Consider the following 25,782-nt stretch of genomic DNA (forward strand, 5'->3'; position numbering starts at 1 on the left):
CCGAAACCAGGCCGACTTACCGGCCTATTCGTCGTCTGCTTCTTCGCGCGCGACGGACCAGTGGAACACGGAGCAGGCACCCGCGACGCCGACCACGAGGGAGAACAGACCCAAGACGACACTGCCGGACAGCGGGAGGGCGACGGAGGCGGCAAGCACTAGCGCACCCAGCATGGACACAGCCGCGTAGTACTGGTACCACTGTCTGTCCTGTTGCTCGTCGGAGCGGTCGAGATACTTCTCGAAGTCGTCGGCCTTCTCGGTGAGGGTGATGTGCCCCCGGTCCTGGTTGAAATCGACAACGCCGATGTCGTCCATCTTCGGGAGGTGACACTGGTACAGCCCGACGTACACGCGCTTGCGCTCGCTTGAGGTCAGCGCGTCGGTCGTCGTGTCGTTCTCGATGGCCGCGACGTGTTCCGCGAGTTCTCCGAGAGAGACCTGCTCGTCGCGCTCCCGAAGAAAGTGGAGGACTTCCCTCCGGCGGCTGTTCTTCAATATCTCGAAAATGACGTCCAGGGAAGCACCGGTGTCGTCGCTTTCCTGTGATGTCTTCTGGTCGGGTTCGCTTCCCCCCTTCGGCGCGGATACGGACCCGTCGTTCAGTTTGTTATCCGGTTCTGCCTTCGTTTGTGCGGTGTCTTTGACTCCCATATTTACCCACTTCCTGTGTGCTGCGACATCGTTTATCCGTCTGGAATCGCGCTCACACAGCCCCCCGGCTGCATCGACGGAGCGTTACGCTGTCAGCCAGCATTTCAATTCAACATCACCTTCCCACTTAATACTTTGTTATGTAATAGAAAATATAATTTCCCTCTGATTACCGGCCGGGGTAATGGGTGATTGATTCGGTATTCCGAGAGTAACGGCTGTCTCCGACTCGATACGTGGCGATTCACGAGAACATATTCGGCTCGTCGCGAGCGTCCGCCGCGTGCCAAGAACAGTCGATACAGTCGCTCAGACCGGTCGATACACGCGACGTGTGGGTGCGCTCCGGAGTTATGATTGGTAAACGGTGCCGTATATGTACCGTTACCACACATAGCCGAAGTAACGTAATCTTATGCGCACGGTCGAACAGCCCGTCACTGGCACTGCTCGGGTTTCGCGCCGATGAACGTCCTGATAGAAGATAGTTCCGCGCAAGCGTCAGGAAAGACTCTCATCGGCTTCCCGACCCGATTCTATCTCTTCGTGCCGAACAGGTCGGCGACTGAAACAGCGATGTGATTCTCCACACAGCGCGGGGCATTACTCACCGTATACTCAGTATGCGGGATACGCAACCGGATTCGTGTATGGCTACGAAGCGAGACCAACCGACACGAGCGAAACAATTAACCACAGGCACATGGAATACCACTGTACACGAGTTTACGTCCAACAGAGCTAGCTGGTACGCTCGTGTACACGAATAGATACGATGGCAGACTTTGATCAGTGGGACGAAGTGAGCTACGTTATCAGTTCACGGTATCGAGTCGAAACTCTCCGCAGACTGTCAGAGGGCCCTGCGACACCGTCGTTGATTGCCGACGACAGGGAAATGAGCATCGCTCACGTTTCACGTGCGCTGCAGGAGCTTCGTGAGTCGGAGCTCGTCGACCTGCTCGTCTCGGAAGACCGGAAGAAGGGCCGTGTGTACGATATCACCGAGAAGGGCGTCGATATCTGGGAGACGATAGAACGGAAGAACATGGCGTAACCGTCGCGTCTCAGTCCCGACCCGAGCGCACCGCGTCCGACCGGCGAGTCGGCCCAGACCCGTCTCTGTCCTGGCTCTGCTTGCACAGTCGCCCCGTGCGAGGGCTGTGCTGTCGGGTCGAACTGGTCCTGTGACCGGCGCGTGGGGGAGCTACGCGTTCGAAGGTCTGCCGCCGTAGCCGTTTGGGGCCAGTCACTCCTGCTACGTGTCGAACTGTCAGACGACATCGACGGACCGCCGTCCTGCAGTAGACGGCTGCTACTCGCTCCGACTCGTCACCCGTCAGACGGTTCTCGGCGACATCGAACGCAGAGAGCGGCTACTAACTGGTATACCGGCCGTAACAATGGTGGTTTGTGAGTAACCTGCGTACATATGTTGTCCATAGGCTACGGCAAACTACTGGTCGGGTGTGCCGCCGGGTTGCTCGTCTTGGGAGGCGCTACGGTTGGGCTCGGTATCGGTGGATTCGCCGACGTGCCGGTGAATTCGGACACCACCGCGGGCGGGGCCGAGTTGGAGATACGGGCTGTCCACGCTCTCTCCGAAATCCGGCCCGACGAGCCATTGCAGGTCCGACTTCGAATCACAAATACGGGATCAGCTACGACCACCCAACAGGTCGCTCTTCGGCTGAATACGGAAGGGCAGTCGTCTGAGACGGTTGCGACGGCACAGGCACAGGTCCCGGCGGGTGAAGCAGCGAACGTGACCCTGTCCGCCGAGCCTGACCAGCTCGGTCCGGGAGAGTACACGTACGCCGTCGTTCTCGGTTCCTCGTCGTCTCCCGCGGAGACCGGGAGCGTGGCCGTCCTCACCCCGCCGACGTTCACGCTCGAAGACAAGACTGGCGACGCTACCGTCGTCCGCGGAACGAACGCCTCGCTCCGTGCCACCCTGACAAACGTCGGTTCGTATCGCGGCGTCCAGACCGTTCGGGTCGCCGTTGACGCGGACCAGAACGGGGAGTACGCCGACACCGAGACCGTGAACGAGAGCGCGTTCTCGCTCACAGGCGGTCAGAGTGCGGTGAGTACCGCCACGGTCCGGACTGCCGACCTGAAGCCGGGGCAATACCAGTACGAGTTCGCCACGGAAAACACGACAGCGACTGGGACACTCCGGGTCCAACAGCCCGCGACGTTCCGGGTACAGAACGCGAGTGCGCCCGAGAACGTCACCGCCGGGGACACCGCGAACGTCTCGGCGGTCGTCGAGAACATCGGCGACGTCGACGGAACCGAGACCGTCACGTTCAGCAGCGAGTCCGCGAACGGCACCCACTCGCGCTCCGTGTCGCTCGCCCCCGACGAAACCACGACGGTGTCCGTCGAAGTGAACACGACGAATCTGAGTCGCGGGACGCACAACTACTCGTTCGGAACCGCCTCCGATTCGGACACGGTCTCAGTCACGGTACAGGACAGCCACTTCGAGGTGTCCAACCTGGACGGTCCGAACGTTCTGTACGTCGGCGACACCGCCGTGTTCGCCGCGGAGGTAACGAACACCGGTGACATCGCCGGGACGCAAACCGTCCAGCACCGCATCGACAGCGACGACGACGACCGGCCCGAGGCCTACGGACTTAACAGGAACGTGACGCTTGAGCCGGGCGAATCTACTCGCGTCCGGTTCGAGGTCGAGTACACCGTGACCGACGCCACGGATTACCCTGTCGAACCACTGAGCCTGCAGACGTACGTCTACGGTATCTACTCGGATGACACGCGCGCGTCGACCGCCATGTCGGTCAAGCCATCGTGGGCCAAGGACGGCGGCTCCAGCGGTTCCAGCGGGAGCACCTCCGTCTCTGAGGGCGACCGTGCCTCGCTCGACGAAATCACTCAGGACAAGTACGGGCTCTACTACCACGAAGTGAGCAGCGAGACGAAGCGGCAGGTCGAGGAGATTCACGAGCGCCAACCGTTCGCCGACGGACTCGCGGCCGCCGAAGTCCAGACGCGGGAGGAAATCGCCCGGCAGGAGTACGGTGCCGACGTGCAGGCCGGCGAGAACTTCGATTTCACCGGCCTGGACATCGAGGTCCAGCAGCAGGTCGAGGCGGACTTCGACGCGCAGTTCCAGACCGACTCCGGTGACCGAATCGAGTCCTGGGACGAACTCGCACGCGACACGTACGGGTCGCCCTACGAGAACCTCACCGACGCTCGCCAGGCGGAAATCGAGACGGCGTATCAGGACCAGTTCGAATAACGGCCGGCCCGTAACCTGGGCCGACCACAGCACGACAGCCCGAACCCGACCCCGGTCTAACGAGATATTTACTGCCGGGCTTATGTGTTATATACTATCGCTAATTCTGAAAGTATAGAATAACTATAGAGTGCTTTCTCCAACAGGGTGGTAGAAAGGGCCTTGGTCACTCAGTGAGCGGCCCTCCGACCTACCATGACTACCGCCGAACCAGAGACCGCTATTGACGCGTGGGTCTGGCATGGAACCAGCCCCGAGACGAGCCGTCACCTGTCGAACGTCTGTACTGCTGTACCAGTACGGCACGGCGCACCTGTGGGAGGGCCATAGCGTGTACAAAGGCTCGACCATTGGCGTCGTCATTCCGGCCTACAACGAGGAGGGCTTCATCGGCGACGTACTCGACTCGCTTCCGGAGTTCGTCGACCAGGTGTTCGTCATCGACGACTGCTCGACGGATGACACCTGGCCCGAAATCAAAGAGTACGTCGAGGCTGAAGCCAACCAGGCGGCCGTGGCCGGCGAAGCCGGGGAAGAGCTAGTGGTCGCCGACGGGGCCGGGACGACGGTCTCTGAGAGCCAGACGTTCCTCGACAAGCGTATCGTCCCGGTGCGTCACCAGACGAACGGGGGTCGCGGGGCCGCCATCCAGACCGGATACGAGCTGGCGCTGATGAGCGGTATGGACGCGGTGGCAGTCCTTGACGGCGACGGACAGATGGACCCGGACATCCTCGATGAGATACTCGACCCGGTCGTCGAGGGGGAGGCGGATTACGCGAAGGGCAACCGTCTGATATCCCGCCGCCACTGTGCACAGATGTCCAACTGGCGGCTGTTCGGGAACGCCCTCCTCACGCTGTTGACCAAAGTGGCGAGCGGACACTGGCGGATGCGGGACCCGCAGAACGGGTACACCGCTGTCTCCGCGACGGCGCTCGAGGCCCTCTCGCTGAACGACCTGTTCGACGACTACGGGTTCCTGAACGATATCCTGATTCACATGGACGCCCACGGTATGACCGTTCAGGACGTCCCGATGGAGGCACTCTACGGCGACGAGTCGAGCGGCATCAGATACGGCTCGTTCATCCCGAAGCTCTCTATGCTGCTCCTGAGACGGTTCTTTTGGCGAATCGGTAAGAAAATCTCCAGGCTATGAATGGTTGTTCAGATGATGGGTCTTCCGATTATGTAGTTTCTACTTATGTCGGACCAGAGGTGACAGTAGCGCATGGCTAGCTGGTCCTCATCTCTGCTAAGAGTGGCCGATTTGGTGGCCGTCATTCTGCTTACCGTGCTGGCGCTCGCGGCGACTTTCCTGTCAGAGTCACTGCTGAGAACCGTGGTGACGATACCGTTTCTGTTCTTCGCACCGGGATACTCGGTGGTGGTAGCCATGTTCCCACACCGACGCTCGTCACTCGATGGCGAGCAGTTGTTCGGCTCCGAGGCCCTTCTGTTGGGTATCGCTACCAGCATTGGCCTCGCAATTATCGTCGGGGTGAATCTCGAGTACACGGTCTGGGATATCGCCGCAGTCCCGGTGATGGTTGCCCTGTCGTCAATATCGCTTTTGGCGGTCGGTATCGCGATGTATCGCCGGCTATCGACTCTCAGTGAGACGTCTCCGACTACGTTCGGCGGCTCGTCGTACCGAGCGAAGACCCCGAATATCGGCGACTCGATACAGCTCAGCTCGGTCGTTGTTGCCGTCGCCGTCCTCGTCGCGGTCCTCAGCGTCGGCGCTGTCGCACTGGACCCGCCCCGCGGTGAGCGGTACACGGAGTTCGGTCTCCTCACCGAGGCAGAGAACGGAACGCTCGTTGCTGACGACTATCCGTCAGAGATATCGGCTGGCGACCGGGAAACGCTGTACTTCACAGTCACGAACCGCGAGATGCAAAACAAACAGTACACCGTCGTGGTTACGCTCGTCGCTACGAACGAGGACGGAAACGCAATCCAGCGTGCTCGATTGGATTCTTTCAGCAACCAAGTCGCGGCCGAAGAGACGTGGCGGCAAGAACACACGGTTGAACCCCTGTTGAGCGGTGAGCGGTTACGGCTGACGTATCTGCTTTACGACGGACCTGTCCCCGAACAGCCCACGGCTCAGAACAGCTACCGGAACCTCCACCTCTGGCTAACCGTCTCGTAGCGACGGCTCTAACGAGGCGCTCTACTGCTCGATTTCGGCAGGGCTGTGAGAAGATGCTTCGGTGGGCAGGTGCGCTCGAATGAACGCCTCGTAGTCCCGAAGCACGGATTCCGGAGCGAAATCGCGCGCTCGGTCGACCAATCTCTCTTTTTTCGGTGGGTGGGACAGAGTGGTACGTATCCCATCTGCGAGAGCGTCGTCGTCCCCGACCGGCACTAACGGTCCGACCTCGCCACCTTCTAAAATTTCGTAGGGGCCGCTCGGACAGTCAGTCGAGACAACCGGGCAGCCACACGCCAGCGCTTCGATGAGAACTGTCGGGAGCCCCTCGTGTACCGACGACATGGCTAGTACGGACGCACCGGCCATGTAGCCGTAGGGATTGTCAACGTAGCCCGGAAACGAGACTTTATCACTGATTCCGAGGTCCCGTGCCAACTGCTTGAGTTCGTCACGCTCGGACCCCCGACCGACGATGATTGCTCGCGTTTGCGGGCGCGCTTCGTGAACTCGCCTGAACGCTTTGAGGAACGAGCCGAAGTTTTTCTGTGGCTCGAGGCGGCCGACACCGAGTACGACCTCGTACTCCGGGTCACCGACCCATTCGTGCTCTACCGGCTCCCGGGAGCGCATACGAACCTCCTCGACGGGAATCGGGTTGTGCAGTACGGTTACGTCCTCCGGACTGACCCCCACGTGTTCGACGATGCTCTCGGCGGCCCCTTCCGAAACGGCGACGAACTGGTCTGCTCGCCCGGAAAGCCGGCCAGCGAGCCACTCGACGAACTTCTCTTTCGGCGATTCCTGCACTCCAAGGGTGTTGTGGACCGTCGGAACTGTGACCGCATCGGAGCCGGCCAACCCGTGTGCGACGAGACAGACATCGTTGGCGTATGTCATCTGTGAGAAAATTATGCTCGGGGATTCGTCCCTGAGATACCTGCGGAGTGCCGGAATAGCGGCACCGATACCGAGTCCCGGGATAGATGGGGTCTCCAAATCGAGAAGGCGGACGTCACTTCGCACTTCTTTTTTGAACTCGCCTTCGCAAAACGAGACGAGGAGGTCGACATCGTACCCCTGCTCGGCCAACCCGTTCGCGATTGTCACCGTCACTCGTTCAGCCCCTCCGACTGTTAGAGACGGAACGTAGAATGCCAGCGGTCTCTGCCCTGTCATATCGACACTGTCTCGGTCGGTAGGCTTTTTTACTATCTTCCTACCCCGAGGTGTCTCTCGTATTTTTGCCGTATCGCGCTTCGTGGGACGGTCTGCAAACGGGTCCGGAGACGTCGGCCTAATTCGGAGACACACTCGCCAACGCGCGAATGCTGCGCCGGAGCGGATACGTGGTTAGGACTGTGATACCCTGGAAAGCACAGGCTTAACAATAAGTCTCGGACGGCAAGCGTCCAGCACAGAATGCGCATCCTACGTGTCGCCCAAGATATCTTTCCAGACAAAGTTGGGGGAGCACCTTATCACATACACGCTCTCAGCCGCGATCAGGCCGAGATGGGACACGATGTGACCGTTCTGACCATCTCGAGCGACCAATCCAAGCCACAAACCGAACAGAGAGCCGGATACACCCTCGTCAGACTGTCGCCGCGCATCGAACTGTTCGGCAATGCGCTGTTCGCTGGGACGGTGAAGTACCTCCGCAACGCCCGAGAGTACGACGTGGTACACGCCCACTCACACCTGTTCTTTTCGAGCAACCTCACGGCGGCTTACAGTCGGGTAAGCGACATCCCTCTCGCTGTTACGTGCCACGGACTCATGTCTCAACGAGTCCCAGAATGGTTTTCCCGGTTCCATCTCAACACCGTCGGTCGGTTCACATACAATGCGGCGGACGTGCTCTTCTCTTACACTGCGCTCGAACGCGAGCGACTTCGGGACATCGGCGTCTCGTCCGATGTCCGCGTCATCCACAACGGAATAGACGTCGACCGATTCACGCCGGTCGGCGAAACGCACGACCGGATAACCGCTGCTACTGGTCCGGCAGTCGTCTTCGTCGGGCGTCTGGTCGAGGGAAAACGGCCCCGCGACGTTCTGACAGCATTTCAGGCGGTACAAGATGACATCCCCGAGGCCGAACTGTTTTTCTGCGGTGACGGGCCGCTTCGGGACGAGCTAGAGAAGATTGTTGAGCGAGAACACATGCGCGAGTCGATACGTTTCCTCGACCGGGTTCCGTATCGGGAGATGCCGGCGGTCTACCGTGCCGCGGACCTGTTTGTGCTCGCCAGCCGAACGGAGGGATTCCCACGAAGCGTCATGGAATCGATGGCGTGTGCCACACCCGTTCTCAGCACCCGACTGGAACAGACAGAAGCGGTAATCGAGCAGGCTGGCCGGACGGTGCCGGTAGGAGACACGACGGCACTAGCCGACGCCATGTCTTCGATGCTCGACGACAGGGCTGCGTTACGAAAGCTCGGCCAAGCCGGCAGGGAAATCGTCATGAGAGAGTACGACTGGTCCGAAACGGTAGAGCAGACGACACAGGCCCTCCGCACTATCGCTACGTCGCCGCTCTCTCAACAACAGGTCGACAGTGGCCAGGCCGAAGAGCAAGTGATACGCGCCGGCTCGAACACGGAGCACGAGCAATGAGCCGCTCGGACACGGCACGCGCGGCTTCCACGGCGGGTACCGACAGCTACGACGCCATCTCCCGTCAATCTCGGGACGAGACGCTACGCGTCTGCTTTCTCATCAACAAACTCGCACCCGACGGCGCACCGACTATCGTTCTGAATCTCGTCGAGCAAGCGCGAGACCAACCGTTCGATTTCACGGTCTGTTTCTTCGGCGGTGATGACACGCTCCGGCAGGATTTCGAGGCCGCAGGCGCGCGCGTCGTCGATTTCGGAGCGGTCGGGGAGTTCCCGCAGTTCGACCCACGCTCGCTCCCATGCATGCTCCGTTTCTTCCGTCAGGCCTCGTTCGACGTCCTCCACTGCCACTTGCCGTACTCACAATCGCTCGGACGACTCGTCGGTTCCGTAGCCGACATCGACCATATCGTGAGCACACAGCACAACGTCCCGGCGAACTATCATCCCATAGAGCGGGTCGCAGAACGTATCACCCGACCGCTCGACTCTCGGACCATTGCCGTCTCGGAGGGCGTTCAGACGGCCTTCACCGGTGAGAGCGAGGTCTTCGACTACGGTGCTAATGGCCAGTGGACCACGATTCCGAACGGGATTGACGTGGATGCCTTCGCTGGCTCCGTCGAGGCGGCCGACGGAAGTGCCGTCCACCAGGAGTGGGGCCTTTCGGACTCCGACCCGCTCTTTCTCAACGTGGCCCGTTACGAACCCCAGAAGCGCCAGGAGACGCTCATCGAGGCGATGGGTGACGTCGTCGACACCGCGCCGTCGGCACATCTTCTCATCGTCGGGTGGGGGTCGCTCGAATCATCGCTCCGGACGAAGGTCCGGAACGCGGGCCTGTCCGAGGCTGTGACGGTCACAGGACGTGTCCCGGAGATTCACGGGTATTATGCAGCTGCTGATGCCTTCGTCTCTGCATCGGCATTCGAGGGATTGCCGGTGACTATCCTCGAAGCCATGGCCGCCACGTGTCCAGTGGTCGCCACGGATATCGACGGCGTGAGAGAGGTCGTCCTCGACGGTGAGACCGGACGATTGGTTCCACCCGAGGAGCCAACACAGATGGCAACGGCGATGCGAGAGCTCACGGAACACGCCACTCGGGAGCGCTACGGGGCGAAGGGATACGACCGCGTTCAAAACATGTTCACGGTCGAACAGATGGTCTCTCGCTACACCCGGTTGTATCGCTCTCTCGATGGTCGACGGGAACAGGATAACGACGCTGAATATTACGATAACGATGCCTGACACCGATACGCACAATAATGTCATCTGCGGCACTACCAACCCTGCCCGACCCTCGTCGACGGCCCGTTATGCTGCATTTACTTATTGTTACAAACCCGAACAAGCGGACGTGAACCGCGTCACAGGTAGTGACTTCATCTCTCTCCCTAGTGAGCGATGAGTATCGTAAATAATCTCGAACGCCGTCTCGACAACTGGGTAGGGTTTACCGATAGCCATCTTCAAGCTACGCTCGCCGTCGTTCTCTCCGGCCTCCTGCTCGCCGAGTGTGCCCTGTTTCTTCGAATCCAACTGGCGACAGGATACGAAACGTCTATCGTCGAGTCACTCCCGTCGACGTACTGGCTCCTCTTTTATTCGATACTAGCCGGTAGCATCGTGTTGTTGTTCTTCGCTGGTGCTACCGGTACCACGTTTTGGCGACACGGACTGGCCCTCTTGCTGGCGAACTATCTCTTATATACTTTCCTGCCAGTTGCCCGAGGGTACAAGCTCTATGGACGCGGTGAGGCTGACAAACTCCGGCATCTCGGGGACGTCCAGGCCATCGTCGAAACCGGAGCACTCCCCGGCATCTGGTATCCCGGCGAACACGTTCTGATGGCGGAACTACACATGCTAGGCCTGCCGCTGACGAGCACCCAATACGGCATCAATTTCGCGTTCACCCTCTTGCATATCGTGGCCATCGGTGCCGTCATCCGCCTGTTTGGCCAGCGGCGCGAGAGCATCGCAATCGGACTCGCGGTCGGTGCTCCGCTCCTCTACACCACGTTCCACCTCTCGGCACACCCTGCCATCCTGTCCTTCATGCTACTCCCGGTCATTCTGCTCGTCCTCGAGCGGTACCGGCAGACGAACGAGAAGACCTTCCTCCTCCTTCTCGTTACGCTGGGCGTTGCCGTCATCTATATGCATCCGATGACGACGCTGTTCATGATTGGGATGATTACGGTGACGGCGGTGTATTCAATCCTGTACCGGGGCATCTTCGATAGCTCAACCAAGACGATTAGTCTCCGTCTGGGTGCGCTGTTTTTGCCGCTTCAGTTAATCTGGTTACAGGGCTTCCGGCAGACGGAAGTGTCTATGTACAACATGTTCGGACCGGACAGAGGGCCGAGCCCGGCAGCCCAGGAACTGGCGAAAGCCACGTCCGTTTCGTTCACCCCGGTGCAATTAGCCTGGAAATTCGTCGACCTCTACGGGAGTGTGTTCCTCTACTTTCTGACTGCTGGCGTCTTCGTTATACTCATTCTCGTCGCCTTTCTTCGCAGAAACAACCGATACGACTGGGGCCTCGGCGCGACTCATTTCATGGCGGGTGTCACACTGGCAGTACTCTTCTTGCTTCGTGACCTCGTGGTCAAGGGCCACATCCGTCTGTCACGCTACGCTATCCTCTTTGCCGCAGTGGCTATCGGGATGTTCATTCTACACCTCTTCGAGCGACAGAAGTCATCTCTGATAGTCTTCTCCGCACTCGTAGTGCTTCTCGCGGCTGGATTGGGTGCCCAGGCGGCATACGAGCCGAACCGCCATCTCACCCACGCAGAGTACGACGGGACGCAGTATCTGTCGACGAACTACGACCTTGGCGAGCCCGTGTATTCGATGGACACGTCGCACAAAATGAAAGAGTTCGTGCTTTCGAGCAACCACGACCGCCTGTGGCCGAGAGGCTTCACTACGGAAAACGACGTTCCGGATGCGTTGGGGTACACCGGACCAGATGTCAGGGCGGCAGATACGTACGGCAGTGCGTATCTCGTGACGAAGACGTACGACCGAAAACGACACACCGCTTCGCACTACACCCCGGAACAGCAGGAGTACCTCTTCCGGTACGGCGAGACACATCTGAACCAATTAGAACGGGATTCAACGGCGAACAAAATCTACGTGAACGGCGGGTACACGGCCTGGAGAATCTCGCCCCGAGTAGACGAAGGGGCCCCGGAATAATCCGGCCCGGCACTCTGCTCACGGACTGATATCACTCGACCAAGTATCCCAGGTCGGAGAGCTGGTCTCGTATGTCGTCGCTGAACTCGGCCTCTTCGCCATTGACGCTCTGACTGTCGATTTCGCTCAGTCGCCTCTGTAGTTCTGCCTCGAGTTCGTCTCTCTGGTCGGGGTACGACGTAGAGACGTCTGCCTGTTCGTCGGGGAGTTCGAACAGCACGTCACCTTCCGCACTCTGCTGGTATTTGAACTCGTGAGTCCGGAGCGAACTAAGCGCCGCGTCGTGGAAGTACCCGGTATCGAATGACGGGTTATGCTCTTGTATCGCCGAGAGCGGGCCCTGAATGTCGGCGGCACGCTGACTGAGTGCGGCTGTCCGTCGTTCGTTCCGGAGGTCAATACCGTCGAGACCGGTCGTATCGCCGCCAGCACACTCGACGAGCGTTCGAACGATGTCGACATGCTGAACGAGCTCGTCTTGTTCACTGGCCACTGAATCGAGGCCGTGTACGACGGCCGGTACGTGAATCAACCCGTCGTGAAGGACAAATTTGTGACCGAGCAGGCCACACTCTCCGAGTAAGTCACCGTGGTCGGCGGTCACAACGAAAACAGTGTTCTCGAGGTTGAGTGCATTCAGGTGGTCGAAGAGTTCTCCAATCAGCGAATCAGCGTACGCTACGAGCGTGTCGTACATCACATTCAACGCGTTCCAGTCCGCTTCGTCGAACTCGCTGACATTGGCGATGCCTCGGTGCAGATCGGCGGTGTGTTCGAAGGCCCGCTCGCTCGCTGCTCGTGGCGATTCAACGAGGTCCGACGCAAACCGGTCCTGCCATGCCGGCGGCGGATAGTACGGGAGGTGTGCGCCGTGGTAATGTGCGGACAGGAAGACCGGTTCACTCGTTCCGGCGCGGGACGAGACCTGCTTCTTTACCACTTCGTTGACGAAGAAGTCGGGTCGGTGTTTCGTCTTCTCAGTACTGAGCCCGCCTGAATGTGACCGCACGTTGCCGAGGAAACGGAGTAGCGTAAGCGGGCTGACCTCTCTGAATAGCTCGGTCGGGTTGATGTGTTTGAACGTCTCGAATCCACGGCTAAGACCGGTAGATTCGGTGAAGTAATGGTTCGCCGAGACGCCAACCGTCTGATACCCTACCTCTCGAAGTCGCTCGGCAACGGTGCTGACGCTCTGTGGAAGCTTCTTGGTACCGTAGCCCGTCCGGTGGTATTCGGGGAAGGTTCCGGTGTGTATCGACGCTGCCGACGGCAGTGACCAGTTCGCGGCGGCAATGCAACTACTGAAACTGACTCCGCCCGGCTGATTGGCGATACGCTCCATGTTCGGCGTCGTCGCTCGCGTGTGCCCATCCAACGTGGTGCGGTCGTATCGAATACTGTCTAGAGTAATCCAGATGATATTGGGCGGAGCAGTTGACTCGCTCATTACTAAGTTAGATTCGGTGTTGGCTGTTTGTTAATGACTACGTACACTGGCTGTTCACTCGACCTCTCCGAAGTCCAGCGGTTCTTCTACTGTCGGCCGACAGCGGCTATCGGTCGATGAAACACTGTACGCGAAGTAGCAGAAGATTGCTCGGTTTTAACTCGTATAACTATACCTGTCGGTGAAAAACTGGGTCGCAATGTCACCGAAGCAACGTCCAAACGTGCTGTTGATAGTTCTCGACACAGCACGTGCGCGCACGGTGCTTCCGGGTCTCGAATCCGGACTGATGCCGACGCTGTCACGTATCGCGAGTGACGGAACGACATTCACTGACGCGACGGCCACTGCACCGTGGACGCTCCCTTCCCACGCCGGGATGTTCACTGGCAAGTATACGTCATCGCACGGTGTCCACGCAGGGAACCACATCTTCGACCCGGAATCCGAGGCGCTCGCAGCCCGGCTCTCCGACGCAGGCTACCGAACAGCGGGTATCTCCGGCAACGTCTGGATAAGTCCGGAGTTCGGCTTTGATGCCGGCTTCGACGAGTTCTCGATGAAGTGGGACCTGTTCTGGGACGCCCCCGAGCTTTCAAGTGTCATCAGCAACCGGAACACGACCGCGACCGGCGGCACTATTCTGGACGTGTTTCGAGGGCAGGGCCCGGTTGACCTCCTCAAAGGCGCGCTTACGACCGGATACGCGAAGTTCCTTGCCGAGCGTCAAGACGATGGGGCACACCACGTCACTTCACGAACGGTCGAATGGCTGGAACAAAACGGTACGGCGGACGAGCCGTTCTTCTATTTCCTGAACTACGTTGAACCTCACCTTCCGTACGAGCCGCCCGAGCCCTTTCTCGATGAGTACCTGCCTGACGGTACCGACCCGTCGCACCTCTCGAACCTCGAGCAAGATCCCTGGCAGTACGTCGCCGGCGACCGGGAGCTGACCGAAGCGGATGCTGAACTATTCAAAGGCCTGTACAAGGCAGAACTGGCGTATCTTGACACGCAGCTCGAACGCCTTTATGAGACACTTGCCGAACAGCGTATTCTCGACGAAACCGCCATCATTCTGGTTGGCGACCACGGGGAGAACATCGGTGAACACGGGTTGATGGACCACCAGTACTGCCTCTACGAGACACTGATTCACGTCCCTCTCATCGTTCGATATCCGGAACTGTTCAATGAAGAGGAGGTCTCCGGGCCCGTCGAACTCCGGGACCTGTATCCGACCGTTACAGACCTCGCGGGCGCCGAGCAGCCGGCCGATACCGACGTTTCGACACACAGTTTGGTTCCCCAGGACGGAACGGTTCCCGTCCGGGACAGCGCAATCGCCGAGTATCTCGTCCCCCAGCCGTCGATGGACGCGCTCCGGGAGGCAGTGGAGTCGTTCGATGAGTCTGCGACGCGATTCGACCGTCCACTTCGAGCCATCAAAACCACTGACTGGAAATTCATCGAGGCACCGGGGGACAACGAACTGTACGACCGCGATGAAGACCCCACCGAACGGATTGACGTCGCGTCGGCACATCCGGACATCTGTGAGCGCCTCGGGGCAAACCTTCGAGACGAACTCGGTCGCCTCACTCGCGGAACGTCGAACAGAAATACCATCAGCGCGAACAAAAAGGAGCGCCTCGAAGACCTGGGGTATCTACAGTGATACTCGCCCACTGCCTCCTCGAAATGATACGAGAACCATTGCTACACCGGACCATGGCCTGGCACCGGACGGCACACCTGATGGAGCCTCCTGAAATATCAGCCCAACTACTATCGGTATGAACGAGCCACTCGTCAGTGTCGTCCTCCCGACGTACAACCGCCCAGAAAAACTCCTGAGCGCCGTCAAGAGCGTTCGGGAGCAGACCTACGGCCACATCGAACTAGTCGTCGTTGACGACCACTCATCGACACCGGCAGCGGACACGCTCGGTCCGCTCTCGTTCGACGACGTGACCGTCGAGATAATCAGACACGAACAGAACAGAGGCGCAAACGAGGCCAGAAACACGGGAATCCGCGAATCGACGGGCGAGTACGTCGCTTTCCTCGACGACGACGATGACTGGGCTCCGTCAAAAATTGAAAGGCAAGTGGCGGCGTTCCGCGAGGCCGGTCCAGAGGTCGGCGTTGTCTACACGGGCTCCGAGTACGTGTACGACGATTACGTTCGAACGGTCGTCTTCTCGCTGGAGGGGGACGTTACCGAAGAGATGCTCCGCGGACGTTCTCTCGGCGAATTTACCACTCTAATGGTACGCCGCGACGTTATCACGGCTGCTGGGCTTCCCGATACGGACTTTCCGAGCTGGCAGGACCGCGACTGGCTGCTGCGCCTGTCCTGTCACTGTAAATTTAAAACCGTCCCGGAGGCTCTCACCACTCGGCGTCGCAAAACCGGCGAAGACAGCATCAGCGATAATTTCGAGGAGAAACGCGACATCTCGTACCCACTGTTTATCGAGAAACACAGGGACCTCGCCGCGGAGTACGGGTGGCGATGTGAGCGCGCGTTCATGGCCGCGACGACCGAATCACTCGGACAGGAGGCGCTGAAGAACGGGTACTACGCCGATGCCAAAAAGTACCTCCTCAGAGCGCTACGATACCATCCGGTCGACAGGTCACGGCTCGTGTACGCTCTCGTCGCATACGGCGGGAAGTACACCTACGGGGCGGCACATATGCTCGTCAGCCTGCTCCACCGGGTCAGGACGGATACCATCCACAAGTAGGAACCGCCTAGTACTACTGCCAGTCGGCGTGCCACCGCCGCAACCGTGGCTTGAACGCACACCCTCGCGCGTACCGTCTGCACAGTTGGTTAATAACTCTCTTACTTTGCTTCCGATAGTCTTGGGGACAGATAGTATGGACTTGGATGTCGAAAACGTCCTCATTTACGTCGACGACGCTGTTAGATACGATGCGATTGCGGACACGCTGTCTGATTTCGGGCCGACGCACAGGACCATCGCAGCGTCGACTCATACCCCGACATCGTTCGGGAGTCTGCTGACTGGACTACTACCTCCGCGGAGCGGAATCCATAGTTTCAAACACACAGTCCCCCCCGACGTGCGGTCCGTCTTCGATATCGAGACACACGAGACGTCAATGGGGTCCGAAGGGGGGATGAACGACGGCATCGCGGACATCTTCGGCGCTCCGGAACGGACCACTATCGAGGAAACGAAGCCGCCATTCGTCCACGTCGTCCGCCGTCCCGGTGGACACGCACCGTACAACGGGTTCGAGTGGGAGCAGTACGAGTACGCGAACGAGACTGCCGCTGCATACTTCGACAGAATTTCGACCCAACCCGAACAAGCACGAACTGATTACGAGCGGGGTGTAGAGCGCTCGTTCGAGGAGTTCCAGCGCGTCCTCGGTGTCCTGAAAGAGCGCGGGCTCTCCGAGGACACGTTAGTGGTCTATACGAGCGACCACGGCGAATTCCTCGGCGAGTACGGGTTCTTCGGACACACACACGCTGCCACCCCCGAAGTCGTCTACGTCCCGACGACGTTCATCCATCCCGAACTCGAGCCCGGCCACGTCGACGGTCTCTTCCACCACGTCGACTTGGTACCGACCGTCGCCGACGCGATGGCACACGATGTCAACATCGGACAAACGGACGGGGTTATCGACGGCGCTGGCCGCGAAACCGGGTACAATCACCTCCGGCACATCCGGTACGGGACCCTCGCCGAGCCTGTCGAACGACTGCTCCAGCTGACCGGCGGATTCGAGCGGACCATCCAGAGTCTCTGGGATGCGAACGGCGGCCACGTTTTCGTCGACGGGTCACAGGTTACTGCTTCACTAATCTACCTCGTCCTGTTGCTACAGAAGCCGTTCGGGAAACAGGTCCGGTACGCGAACCGGGTCCTCGAATCGTACAAGATGTTCACGCCCGGACACGCGTCGTACGGACTCCCCGGATTCGACAGGTCCGAGGCCCGGTCGCAAATCGACTCGATTCTCGAGGGCGAGACCGCCGGCAGCGAACACGACATAGATGCAGCCACTGCGGAGCATCTCGAAGAGATGGGATACCTATAACGGGGACAGCGTTTCGGTAGCCGTATTATAATTTTCACTTGGGGAGTCCTACAATCAGATATTGTGACCGATAACACAGCGAACCACGCGTACAACCGACCGCCTCGGGGTACACAAGATTGGGACGTACTGCTCAACGAGAATTTCTCGCGTATAGACGGGGACGTCGAAATTCGGGATACAGAAGAGAACCGCAGTCAGTACACACCGAAGACGGGTGCGAAGTACCTCGCGACGGATACCGGACAGGTGTATCTCGGCGACGGGAACGAGTGGCAGCGACGTGCCTCCGTCAACGTCGTTCAGAACGGCTTCACTCGGACGGCCGATGGAACAGTGATTGCGCCGCCGGGCGAGCTCCAAGCGGCAATCGATGCGACCGCGACGAACTCCAACTTCGGGCAGAGACCCACACAGACTATCAGTCTCGTTTCCGGGCGAACGTATGAGATATCCGATACTATCACACTCAAATCCGGTGTCAGGCTGGAGTGCAACGGCGCCAGAATCGTCCCCTCCGGCGATTTCAACGTTTTCGAACTCCACCGCGAGACACAGCTAGTCCGCCCCCACATCGATACGCGGAATATGAACTGGCAGTCGATTCAGGTCCTCGTCGGAACCAGGGAGTCCGACAAGCTGGAACCGTCAAACCGGGCCTGGGTCCAGGACGCCTACCTGCTCGGTGAGCCGGGGCGGGGCACCGGCTTGCAGTTTCGCGGACAGAGCGGACCCTGTTCGATGCAGGCAGCCAGCGGGATAATCAATGGATTCGACACCGGATTGGAATTTTACGCGGCGGGCGGCGACACCAGCGGCCAGGGCGACTGGTCGAACGGCAACCACTTCGAGGGCACGATTCGGAATTACCGCGTCGCGATTAGTATGCGGTCGGAAGGTGCAGCGGTCAGCGGGAACACGGTCAGGGCGCAAGTACAGGCCAACAGCAAGCGGAGCGAGTGGCTCCTGTGGATGGCGGATGACCCCCGAAGCGAACGGGACAGTGAAAACTACCTGATGAAGGGAAACACCCTCTTCGTGTATCCGTGGGACGTCAACAACTACAACGCAAACAACCCCTACAGCTCTGATGCGGACAGACGGGCTCCGATATGGTATCTCGGACGAGGGACCCGCTACGGGAACTCCGTGTACGATTTCAGTGGCCTGCTAGGCAACGAGTTCATCGTGAACAACTCCGACAACCCCGACCGAAACGGCATTTTCACCGCACACGGCGGAGAGGTCACTGGAACGACACAGCTCCGATTCAACCCCGCATACGACCGAAACGATAGTCGAAGATGGCACCCGGAGTCCGAGAACAGCTGAATCCGGGGGTTCTGGACAGCGGTCGCTACGAGTTCCGTGATTCGTGGTGCCAGTTCCGGCTATCGTTGCGCTGGTAGTTCGGCGGCTGGCTCCACTCCGTCGTCCCCGTCACGTGCCCACCGTGGCCGGTGAGAATACCGTTCCGGTCGGGGGTGTCAGCGTTGTTGACGATGTACTGGTTGCCCATCAGGCCACCGAAGTCGTACAGCGAATTCGCGTACTGCTTGCCCTTTCCGATGTACCATACCGGCGGCTTCCGGTCACTGCTATCGTAGTACGGGTTCTTCTCGTAATTGATGTTGTCCCAGGATTTCACCAGCATGGCATTCCCCTTCTTCACGTAGGAGGTATCTCCGCGCTGAGAACTGGAGCGGGGGTCGTCTTCCATGTACCAGAGCCACTTGCTGACTCGCGGGTTCGGCTGCGCCTGCAGGCGGAAGGAGTTCCCAGTGACGGCCGCGCCTTCCGACCGCATCGAGACGCCGATTTCGTAGTTCCGGATGAGCCCCTCGAAGTGGTTGCCGTTCGACCAGTCGCCCTGGCCGCTGGTGTCGCCGCCCGCCGCGTACAGGTCTATCGCACGCTTGAACCCGTTGACCGTTCCGGAGGCCCACTGCATCGAACAGGGTCCACCGCTTCCGCCGCGGAACTGGAGGCCCGTTCCAGCGCCCTTGTCGCCCATGAGGTAGGCGTCCCGGACCCAGGCCCGGTTCGCGGCCTCGAGTTTCGCAGCGTCGTCGGCACCGACGACGATTTGGGTCGAACTCCAGCCCTGGTTCCGGGAGTCGATGTGTGGCTCTATGAGCTGGCTCTCCCGGTACATCTCGATGACGTTGAAGTCCCCGGAGGGGACGATTCTGGCGCCGTTGCACTCCAGCCTGACGCCGCGCCGTAGTTTAATCGTGTCCGAGACGGTGTAGTTCTCGCCCGAAACCAACCGAACGGTCTGGGTCGGCCGCTTGCCCCATTCGGCTCCGTTCGAAGCGTCGTCGATTGCGGACTGGAGGTCCCCGGGTGACGCGATTATCGTCCCGTCATCGGCGGTAGTCGATCCCGTAGACGAGGGCGTGATATCCCCGATTGGGTTCCACGTGTCACCGTCGCCGATATACACCGTTCCCGTGTCCGTCGCGAGGAACTTCGCACCGGCGTTCGGCACGTACTGTCCGATGTTGGATTCGGCGTCCCGGAGCTCGACATGCTTGTCGAGTTTCTTGAAGTTCTCGTTGAGCGGTACGTGCCAATCTAGCGTGCCCTCCGCGGGCGTGTTGTATCGTTCTGCCATTGTTCTATTGAGTACCCCCGTACCCACCCATTCCGTAGCCTTCGCTGCCGAAGTCGTCGGTCGCAGTTTCGGTTTCCGTCGCTGTCTCTGTCGGTGTCGCCGTTTCAGTCGGTGTCGGCGTCGCGGTTTCCGTCGGTGTCGCCGTTTCAGTCGGCGTCGCTGTCTCGGTTTCCGTCTCCGTCGGCGTCGTAGTCTCCGTCTCGGCCGCGTCCCGGAACTCGAACCAGTTGAAGTCGATACCGGAACCGACCGCCTTGACTTGGACGACGTGTTCGCCGTCGGACTCGACGGTCACGTCCGGAAGCGTCGCCGTCTCCCAGGAGGTCCAGTCGCCCGTGTTCGGAACGGCTACCGTCCCGACCCGTTCGCCGTCGAGCGACACCCGCAGTTGCCTGTCGTCCCGGGTCGTCGCCACGCGGATGTCGACGTCGTAGGTTCCGGCCGGCACCTCCACGGTGTATTCGAGCCACTCGCTGTCCTCGAAGTAGCCGACGTTGTACTCGCCAGAGACGTCCTGTGTCTGCCGGATGTCCACGTCGGAGTCGCGGTAGTCGAGACCGTACTCGCTGCCGGCGGTGGTGTCGTGGTACGCCACGCCCTCGCCGCCGAGGTCGTAGTCCTGGGCCTGCACTCGGCCCGGCAGTACCGGGACGCCGTCGAACGGCTGGTTGCCGGCGACGACGAACTCGGCCCAGTTGAAGTCGATGCCGGAGCCGACGGCCTCGACCCGGAGGACCTGCTGCCCGTCGGCGTCGATGGTCACGTCCTCCAGGGTCGCGGTCGTCCACGCCGTCCAGTCGCCCGTGTTGGGGACGTCGAGTGTTCCGAGCGTCCGCTCGCCGAGCGTGAACCGGAGCTGTCTGTCGTCCTGGGTCGTCGCGACGCGGACCTTGATGTCGTACTGGCCCGGCGAGACGTCGGCGGTGTATTCGAGCCACTCGCCGTCCTCGAAGTAGCCGACGTTGTACTCCCCGGTGCTGTCCTGAGTCGCCCGGATGTCGACGTCGGAGTCCCGGTACCCGGTGTCGTACTCGTTGCCGGCCGTCGTGTCGGAGTACGCGACCCCGTCACCGCCTGTGTCGTAGTTCTGGGCCTGGATACGGCCGGGAATCGTGGCGGGCGTCCCGTCGTACGGGTCTTGAGTGTCGACGCTCTCGAACTCGACCCAGTTGAACTCCACGCCGGAATCCAGCGCCTCGACCCGCAGCGTCGATTGCTGTTCGGCCGTTATCTCGACGTCCTCTACCGTGACAGTCTCCCAGGAGGTCCAGTCGCCCGTGTTGGGCACGGTAACGGTCGCGAGAGTCCGGCCGCCGAGGGACAGTTCGAGTTGGCCGTCCGAGAGCGCGGACGCGACTCGCAGACTGATATCGTACGTCCCCGGAGAGACGGCGGTCGTGTACTCGAGCCACTCCCCGGCCTGGAAGTAGCCGACGTTGTACTCCCCGGACTCGTCCCCCGTCGGTCGGATGTCGACGTCCGTGTCCCGGTTGGCGGACCCGTAGACGTTTCCGGCGGACGTGTCGTGATACGCCTCGCCTTCGCCGCCGATGTCGAAGTTTTGGGCCTGGATACGGCCCGGAATCGAGCGGACCGTTCCCTCGTACGGGGACTGGGATTGCGTCGTGTTGCCGGTCGAGAGGGCCAGCGAGTAATCGCCGCCGCTCCGGCCGACGTCCATCACTTGGAGGTAATGTGTCGCACTGGTAGAGAGCGATTCCGGGAGATACACCGGGGCTGCCGAACTTGCGTACGCCTGTGACAGCAGTTCACCCTCGGGGCCGAACACCCCGAGGGCCGCGGGCCCCGTGTCGGGACCGGGTGTGAACTTGACCGTCACGTCCTCGGTGTCCGGCCGAAACGCGAAGAGGTCGGACGAGCCCGGAGGCAGCGTCGTGGAGAGCGGAGAACCGACGTCGAGGCTGCTGACCGACTTCGCAACGCTGGCGTCTCCGGCCACCTCCGAAACCTCGACCGCGGCGAGCTGAGTCGTCACTGCGGGCTCGCCGCCGTAGCCGAACTGTGCCGCCGAACTACCTGTGGTAGGGGAACCTTTCCCGGCACATCCCGCCAGGGACGCGGTGGCAATACCTGCTAATTTCAGGCACGTACGGCGGTCTACGACGGTCGTGTTCGTCGGACTCCTGTCCTCCCGCGACACCTCCTCACTGTCGTGCGAGCGATTCTGTTCTTCGTTGGTCACACTCCGGTAATCCCTATTTACTTTTTTATTCGTTGTTGCGGATTGGATGAATTTTGAAGTGTTTTCAATCCATCCACTGTATCTTGCGTACCAGTCTTAAAAGAAAATTACAAACGAAAATGACAATCAACCAATCGAACGCTCACCGATATCGCCGGATGGATGCAGAAGTAGGGAAGTATTAACAGCGGGGGTGCGAGAGGTTTTACCGCTGGTCACCCCAACTTGGGGCTCGCTTACTGTCCCCCCGTCGTGTGGTTCCGGTCCGGCGACGACGCGACCCGTTTCCCGAGTCAGTTCACGTAGCCGAGATGCTCGAGTCGCTCGCGGGCGGTCTCTCTATCCCGTTCGGTCGTGTCGGAACTGGCGGGATTCTCAGCGGTGATTTCCGGACGCTCGCCGCGCTCGTATGTCAGCCATGGAACCGTGACCAGTCCGTCGGCGTACACCCCGCCCGGGTGGCCGTACTCCCGTATCGGCACCGGGAAACTCCGCTCACCGATGACCTGCCCGTGGTCCGCGGTGACGACCGTTTTGCCCGCGAACTCGTCGAAGAGCCGTTCGACCTCGGGCAACACCACGTCGAGGTTCTCCCTGAACGCACGCTCGACGACCTCGTCGGAAACGTCTAGCTCACCGCTGAGGAGCTTGTACCACTCGAAATTGAGCCTGTCCAGGTCGAAGTGCTCCTGTCCCGTCGGTCCGAGAAACGGGTAGTGCGGTTGGAGGTAGTGGACCAGCAGTCGCTTGTTGGGGTACCGCTCTTTCGCCTGTATCGCGGCTTCGGTCATCGTTTCCGGGAGGACCGTCCGGTACTCCTCGTCCCAGCCGTCCTCCCTCCACACATCGACGACGTCGTGAAACCGCGTCTCTACCTTGTCTCGATGTCTGTGCAACATCGGGCTTCCCGTCACGTACACCGTATCGAGGAACTCGCGCCCGTGAAAGTTCGCTCTGAGGAACTCCTTCGTGTCCGACGCCCTCGATTCTACCGACTCGAGTTTCCCTGGAAGCGAACTCTGCTCCTCGAACATGTCGTAGCGACACGCATCCAGAATAAGGAGGTGGTCCCAGTCTCTGGCAAAGATGTCGATTCCATCCCGGTTGTATGGCCACGTTCGCAGTCGGCGATAGTAGAGGCGGTTGACCTCTTGGAAAATCTTGTGTGGCTCATCGAGGCCGTGTTTCAACGACTCCAGCGTGTACATCCTGACTGGTAGGACTGCTGTCGGACGTATTGTTATATCGTCTAAAACCGGCTCACTCTGCTACTGTAATCCCGGTCCCGCTACCACTCTTGGGGCAACAGCCTGCCCCTGACTCGTCTGTACCGTGCAGTGTCTGCGACCCGGGGGCGGCGCCGCACGCTCCTGTCATTCCCCGGTCGGGTCGTCGATGTCGACCCGACACCGACGCTGCAGGGACTCCCTGTCGCTTGCAAGACAGGACAGCGAGATGATGGTATCCCGCCCCAGGAGCGACGTCTGAAACGAGATGTGGTCGCCCACTGCGGTCCCGCTGTACAGCGTTCTCGACGTCCGGTACTCCGTCGTTCCGGTCCGAGCCAACACCGCGGGGCCGCCGTCGTGGTGGCTGACGGTTAAGTGGAAGCGAACCGAGTCGTACCGCTCCCGCACGGCGTTCGCCGTCGCGGCCGAGACGTCTCCCGGCGACTCTCCGAGCAGCCCCTCGTGTTCGGAGGCGACGGCGGTCCCGTCACCGTCGATGACGACGAGGTCGGTCGTTTCTCCCCCCGCGGTACCGACGAGTCGTTTCCGGACGATTTCACCCCGGTTGGCGAACAGAAGCTGGTCCAACCACCGCCCGACGCCCAACACTGGGAGCGCACTGCCGAGCAGCGTTCGCCGCTTCATCGCCCGTTCCCCCTGTCCCCGACTCGACCGCTCTGGATTCCCTGTCTCATTCTGATCACGCCAAGGCATCGAAGATGGATTCGAGGTTCTGTTTCACTTCCCAGTCGAAACTGAACATGAGCGCCAGGGCCAGTGCCACGTAGACCCCGATACCGACGAGCACCAGCAGGACGAACTCCAGCAGCGGTGCATCGAGCCGCACCGTCTGGTACACGTAGGTCACGGCAGCCGCCATCCCGACGCTCGCTGCGAGCGGGTACGACACCTCCCTGAACACTCGTATGGGCGACGCTTCCACCGTCCGGGCGATGAGGTAGGTGTCTATCGGCATCATCGGGAATATGTAGATACCCGTGATGAGTGCTGAGACCCCTTCGATTCCGTACCGCATCGTGACCGGATAGATGAATATCGCGATGAGGGTCACGCGCAGGGCCGACAGTTTTGTGATGTAGTCGGGCCGCCCGACCGCCTTCCAGACCGGCCCCATCGTCGCGCCCATCGAGCGCAACAACCCGTAGATGGCGAGCAACTGCAACACCGGTATCATCGGCTCCCACTCGGGGGTGAAAAACGCCCTGACGAACGCGGGCGCGACTGCTGCGATTCCCATCGCCGCCGGGAACGACGCCAGCGTGGTCATCCTGAGCGTCTGGAAATAACCAGAGCGGAGCTTCTCGACGTCGTTTTGTACCTTCGAGTACGCCGAGAACGTCACGCTCGATATCGTCTGCGTGATTTCGGTCGCCGGCGCGTTCGAGAGCCGGTAAGCGAGCTGGTAGAACCCGAGGGCACTCGCCATGAGCGCCCAGCCGACGAACGCGTCATCCCCTCTGCTGTACAGGAAATACAGTATCGAGTTGGCCGTGACCCACTTCCCGAAACTGTAGCGCTTCTTCGCGACGTCGACATCGAACGAGGGCCACGGACGGTACCCGTGGGCCAGATACGAGACGAGGAACCGGGCGGTGTCACCGGCGATGTAGCCGATAGCCAGCGCGTAGACGGTCGGTTCGTACAGAGCCAGCCCTACGGTTACGACGAAGTACGCGACTGCGCCGCTGACCCGATAGACGAATTCCTTGTGGAAATCCAGGCTCTTCTGGAAATAGACGACGGCGGGGTTTCGCAACCCGACGATGAACGGCGAGATGGCGATGACCCGGAACAGGTCGGTCGCCGCGGGCTCGTTGAACAGCGACGCCAGAGCTGGGGCGCCGAGAAACAGAACGCCACCGATTACCGTCCCTCTGACCGTCTCAATCGTCCAGGCTGTGTTGAGTTCGTCGTCGACGTTGTCCTCCTCGGCTTGGATGAGTGCGGATTTGATGCCCAGCTCGGAGAACTTCTTGAGCGAAGATAGGGTCAACAGCGCGATGCCCATCAGCCCGAATGCCCGCGGCGACAGCAGCGAGGCGACGATGACCAGCAGCAAAAGCTCCAGACCCCGCTCGCTGACGTTCATCACGCCGACCCAGACGCCGCTCTTTACCGCCTGCTCCATGATGTCGTCGCCGGCCGGGAGCAGGCGCGTTATCAACTGCTTCAGTTTGTCTAGCATCGTTGTCCCGCCCCCCCACGCGCATCACGGTAGGGAGTAACGGACCGCTGTACGGT

At 60.3% G+C, this 25,782-nt stretch carries 19 protein-coding genes; 11 read left to right on the top strand and 8 right to left on the bottom strand.

What is annotated here, in order from left to right:
* Positions 1-24 precede the first annotated feature (24 nt).
* Entirely contained in the window at positions 25-654 is a 630-nt protein-coding gene (locus VI123_RS12825; RefSeq protein WP_336338456.1) for a DUF7344 domain-containing protein, read from the bottom strand.
* A gap of 775 nt (positions 655-1,429) precedes the next feature.
* On the opposite strand from VI123_RS12825, the gene VI123_RS12830 reads away from it, so the two are divergent.
* From VI123_RS12830 to VI123_RS12845, 4 genes are all read left to right on the top strand, one after another.
* Positions 1,430-1,711, top strand: coding sequence for a winged helix-turn-helix domain-containing protein (locus VI123_RS12830; RefSeq protein WP_004515801.1), 282 nt, complete (start codon positions 1,430-1,432; stop codon positions 1,709-1,711).
* Positions 1,712-2,086: 375 nt separating this feature from the next.
* Positions 2,087-3,928 (top strand): COG1361 family protein, encoded by a 1,842-nt coding sequence (locus tag VI123_RS12835; protein ID WP_336338457.1) that lies wholly within the window; start codon positions 2,087-2,089, stop codon positions 3,926-3,928.
* Positions 3,929-4,259: 331 nt separating this feature from the next.
* A complete protein-coding gene (locus tag VI123_RS12840; protein WP_336338458.1) occupies positions 4,260-5,090 on the top strand; it encodes a glycosyltransferase family 2 protein in 831 nt (276 codons plus the stop codon).
* A gap of 72 nt (positions 5,091-5,162) precedes the next feature.
* The gene (locus tag VI123_RS12845) at positions 5,163-6,089 is read left to right on the top strand and encodes a DUF1616 domain-containing protein (protein WP_336338459.1); all 927 of its coding nucleotides are present in this window, start codon (positions 5,163-5,165) and stop codon (positions 6,087-6,089) included.
* Positions 6,090-6,110: 21 nt separating this feature from the next.
* On the opposite strand, the gene VI123_RS12850 is transcribed toward VI123_RS12845, so the two are convergent.
* Positions 6,111-7,268, bottom strand: a complete 1,158-nt coding sequence (locus tag VI123_RS12850) for a glycosyltransferase (protein WP_336338460.1) — start codon at positions 7,266-7,268, stop codon at positions 6,111-6,113.
* A 243-nt stretch (positions 7,269-7,511) separates the two neighbouring features.
* On the opposite strand from VI123_RS12850, the gene VI123_RS12855 reads away from it, so the two are divergent.
* The 3 genes from VI123_RS12855 (at position 7,512) to VI123_RS12865 (ending at position 11,935) form a co-directional block, all read left to right on the top strand.
* A complete protein-coding gene (locus tag VI123_RS12855) occupies positions 7,512-8,714 on the top strand; it encodes a glycosyltransferase family 4 protein (protein WP_336338461.1) in 1,203 nt (400 codons plus the stop codon).
* Complete coding sequence (locus VI123_RS12860) at positions 8,711-9,970, top strand: glycosyltransferase (RefSeq protein WP_336338462.1); 1,260 nt, start codon at positions 8,711-8,713, stop codon at positions 9,968-9,970. The genes VI123_RS12855 and VI123_RS12860 overlap by 4 nt, the downstream gene beginning before the upstream one ends.
* A 156-nt stretch (positions 9,971-10,126) precedes the next feature.
* The gene (locus tag VI123_RS12865) at positions 10,127-11,935 is read left to right on the top strand and encodes a glycosyltransferase family protein (RefSeq protein ID WP_336338463.1); all 1,809 of its coding nucleotides are present in this window, start codon (positions 10,127-10,129) and stop codon (positions 11,933-11,935) included.
* 31 nt (positions 11,936-11,966) lie between these two features.
* Here VI123_RS12865 and VI123_RS12870 read toward each other — a convergent pair whose 3' ends face one another.
* Positions 11,967-13,382 carry a sulfatase gene (locus VI123_RS12870; RefSeq protein WP_336338464.1) on the bottom strand — a complete coding sequence of 472 codons (1,416 nt, stop codon included), beginning with the start codon at positions 13,380-13,382 and terminating at the stop codon, positions 11,967-11,969.
* Positions 13,383-13,581: 199 nt separating this feature from the next.
* Here VI123_RS12870 and VI123_RS12875 point away from each other — a divergent pair, with 199 nt between their 5' ends.
* From VI123_RS12875 to VI123_RS12890, 4 genes are all read left to right on the top strand, one after another.
* Positions 13,582-15,063: a sulfatase gene (locus VI123_RS12875; protein ID WP_336338465.1), complete on the top strand. Its 1,482-nt coding sequence runs from the start codon at positions 13,582-13,584 to the stop codon at positions 15,061-15,063.
* A 118-nt stretch (positions 15,064-15,181) separates the two neighbouring features.
* Positions 15,182-16,138 (top strand): glycosyltransferase family 2 protein, encoded by a 957-nt coding sequence (locus VI123_RS12880; RefSeq protein WP_336338466.1) that lies wholly within the window; start codon positions 15,182-15,184, stop codon positions 16,136-16,138.
* Between the two features lie 382 nt (positions 16,139-16,520).
* A complete protein-coding gene (locus tag VI123_RS12885) occupies positions 16,521-17,471 on the top strand; it encodes a sulfatase-like hydrolase/transferase (protein WP_336338467.1) in 951 nt (316 codons plus the stop codon).
* Between the two features lie 63 nt (positions 17,472-17,534).
* Positions 17,535-18,803, top strand: a complete 1,269-nt coding sequence (locus VI123_RS12890; protein ID WP_336338468.1) for a hypothetical protein — start codon at positions 17,535-17,537, stop codon at positions 18,801-18,803.
* Positions 18,804-18,828: 25 nt separating this feature from the next.
* On the opposite strand, the gene VI123_RS12895 is transcribed toward VI123_RS12890, so the two are convergent.
* From VI123_RS12895 to VI123_RS12915, 5 genes are all read right to left on the bottom strand, one after another.
* Positions 18,829-20,088, bottom strand: a complete 1,260-nt coding sequence (locus VI123_RS12895) for a hypothetical protein (RefSeq protein ID WP_336338469.1) — start codon at positions 20,086-20,088, stop codon at positions 18,829-18,831.
* Positions 20,089-20,092: 4 nt separating this feature from the next.
* Positions 20,093-22,291, bottom strand: coding sequence for a carbohydrate-binding domain-containing protein (locus tag VI123_RS12900; protein WP_336338470.1), 2,199 nt, complete (start codon positions 22,289-22,291; stop codon positions 20,093-20,095).
* 293 nt (positions 22,292-22,584) lie between these two features.
* Entirely contained in the window at positions 22,585-23,499 is a 915-nt protein-coding gene (locus VI123_RS12905; RefSeq protein WP_336338471.1) for a hypothetical protein, read from the bottom strand.
* A gap of 165 nt (positions 23,500-23,664) precedes the next feature.
* A complete protein-coding gene (locus VI123_RS12910; protein WP_336338472.1) occupies positions 23,665-24,165 on the bottom strand; it encodes a hypothetical protein in 501 nt (166 codons plus the stop codon).
* 55 nt (positions 24,166-24,220) lie between these two features.
* Entirely contained in the window at positions 24,221-25,726 is a 1,506-nt protein-coding gene (locus VI123_RS12915; protein ID WP_336338473.1) for a lipopolysaccharide biosynthesis protein, read from the bottom strand.
* Positions 25,727-25,782: the final 56 nt, after the last annotated feature.

The organism is Haloarcula sp. DT43 (assembly GCF_037078405.1).
Lineage (GTDB): Archaea > Halobacteriota > Halobacteria > Halobacteriales > Haloarculaceae > Haloarcula > Haloarcula brevis.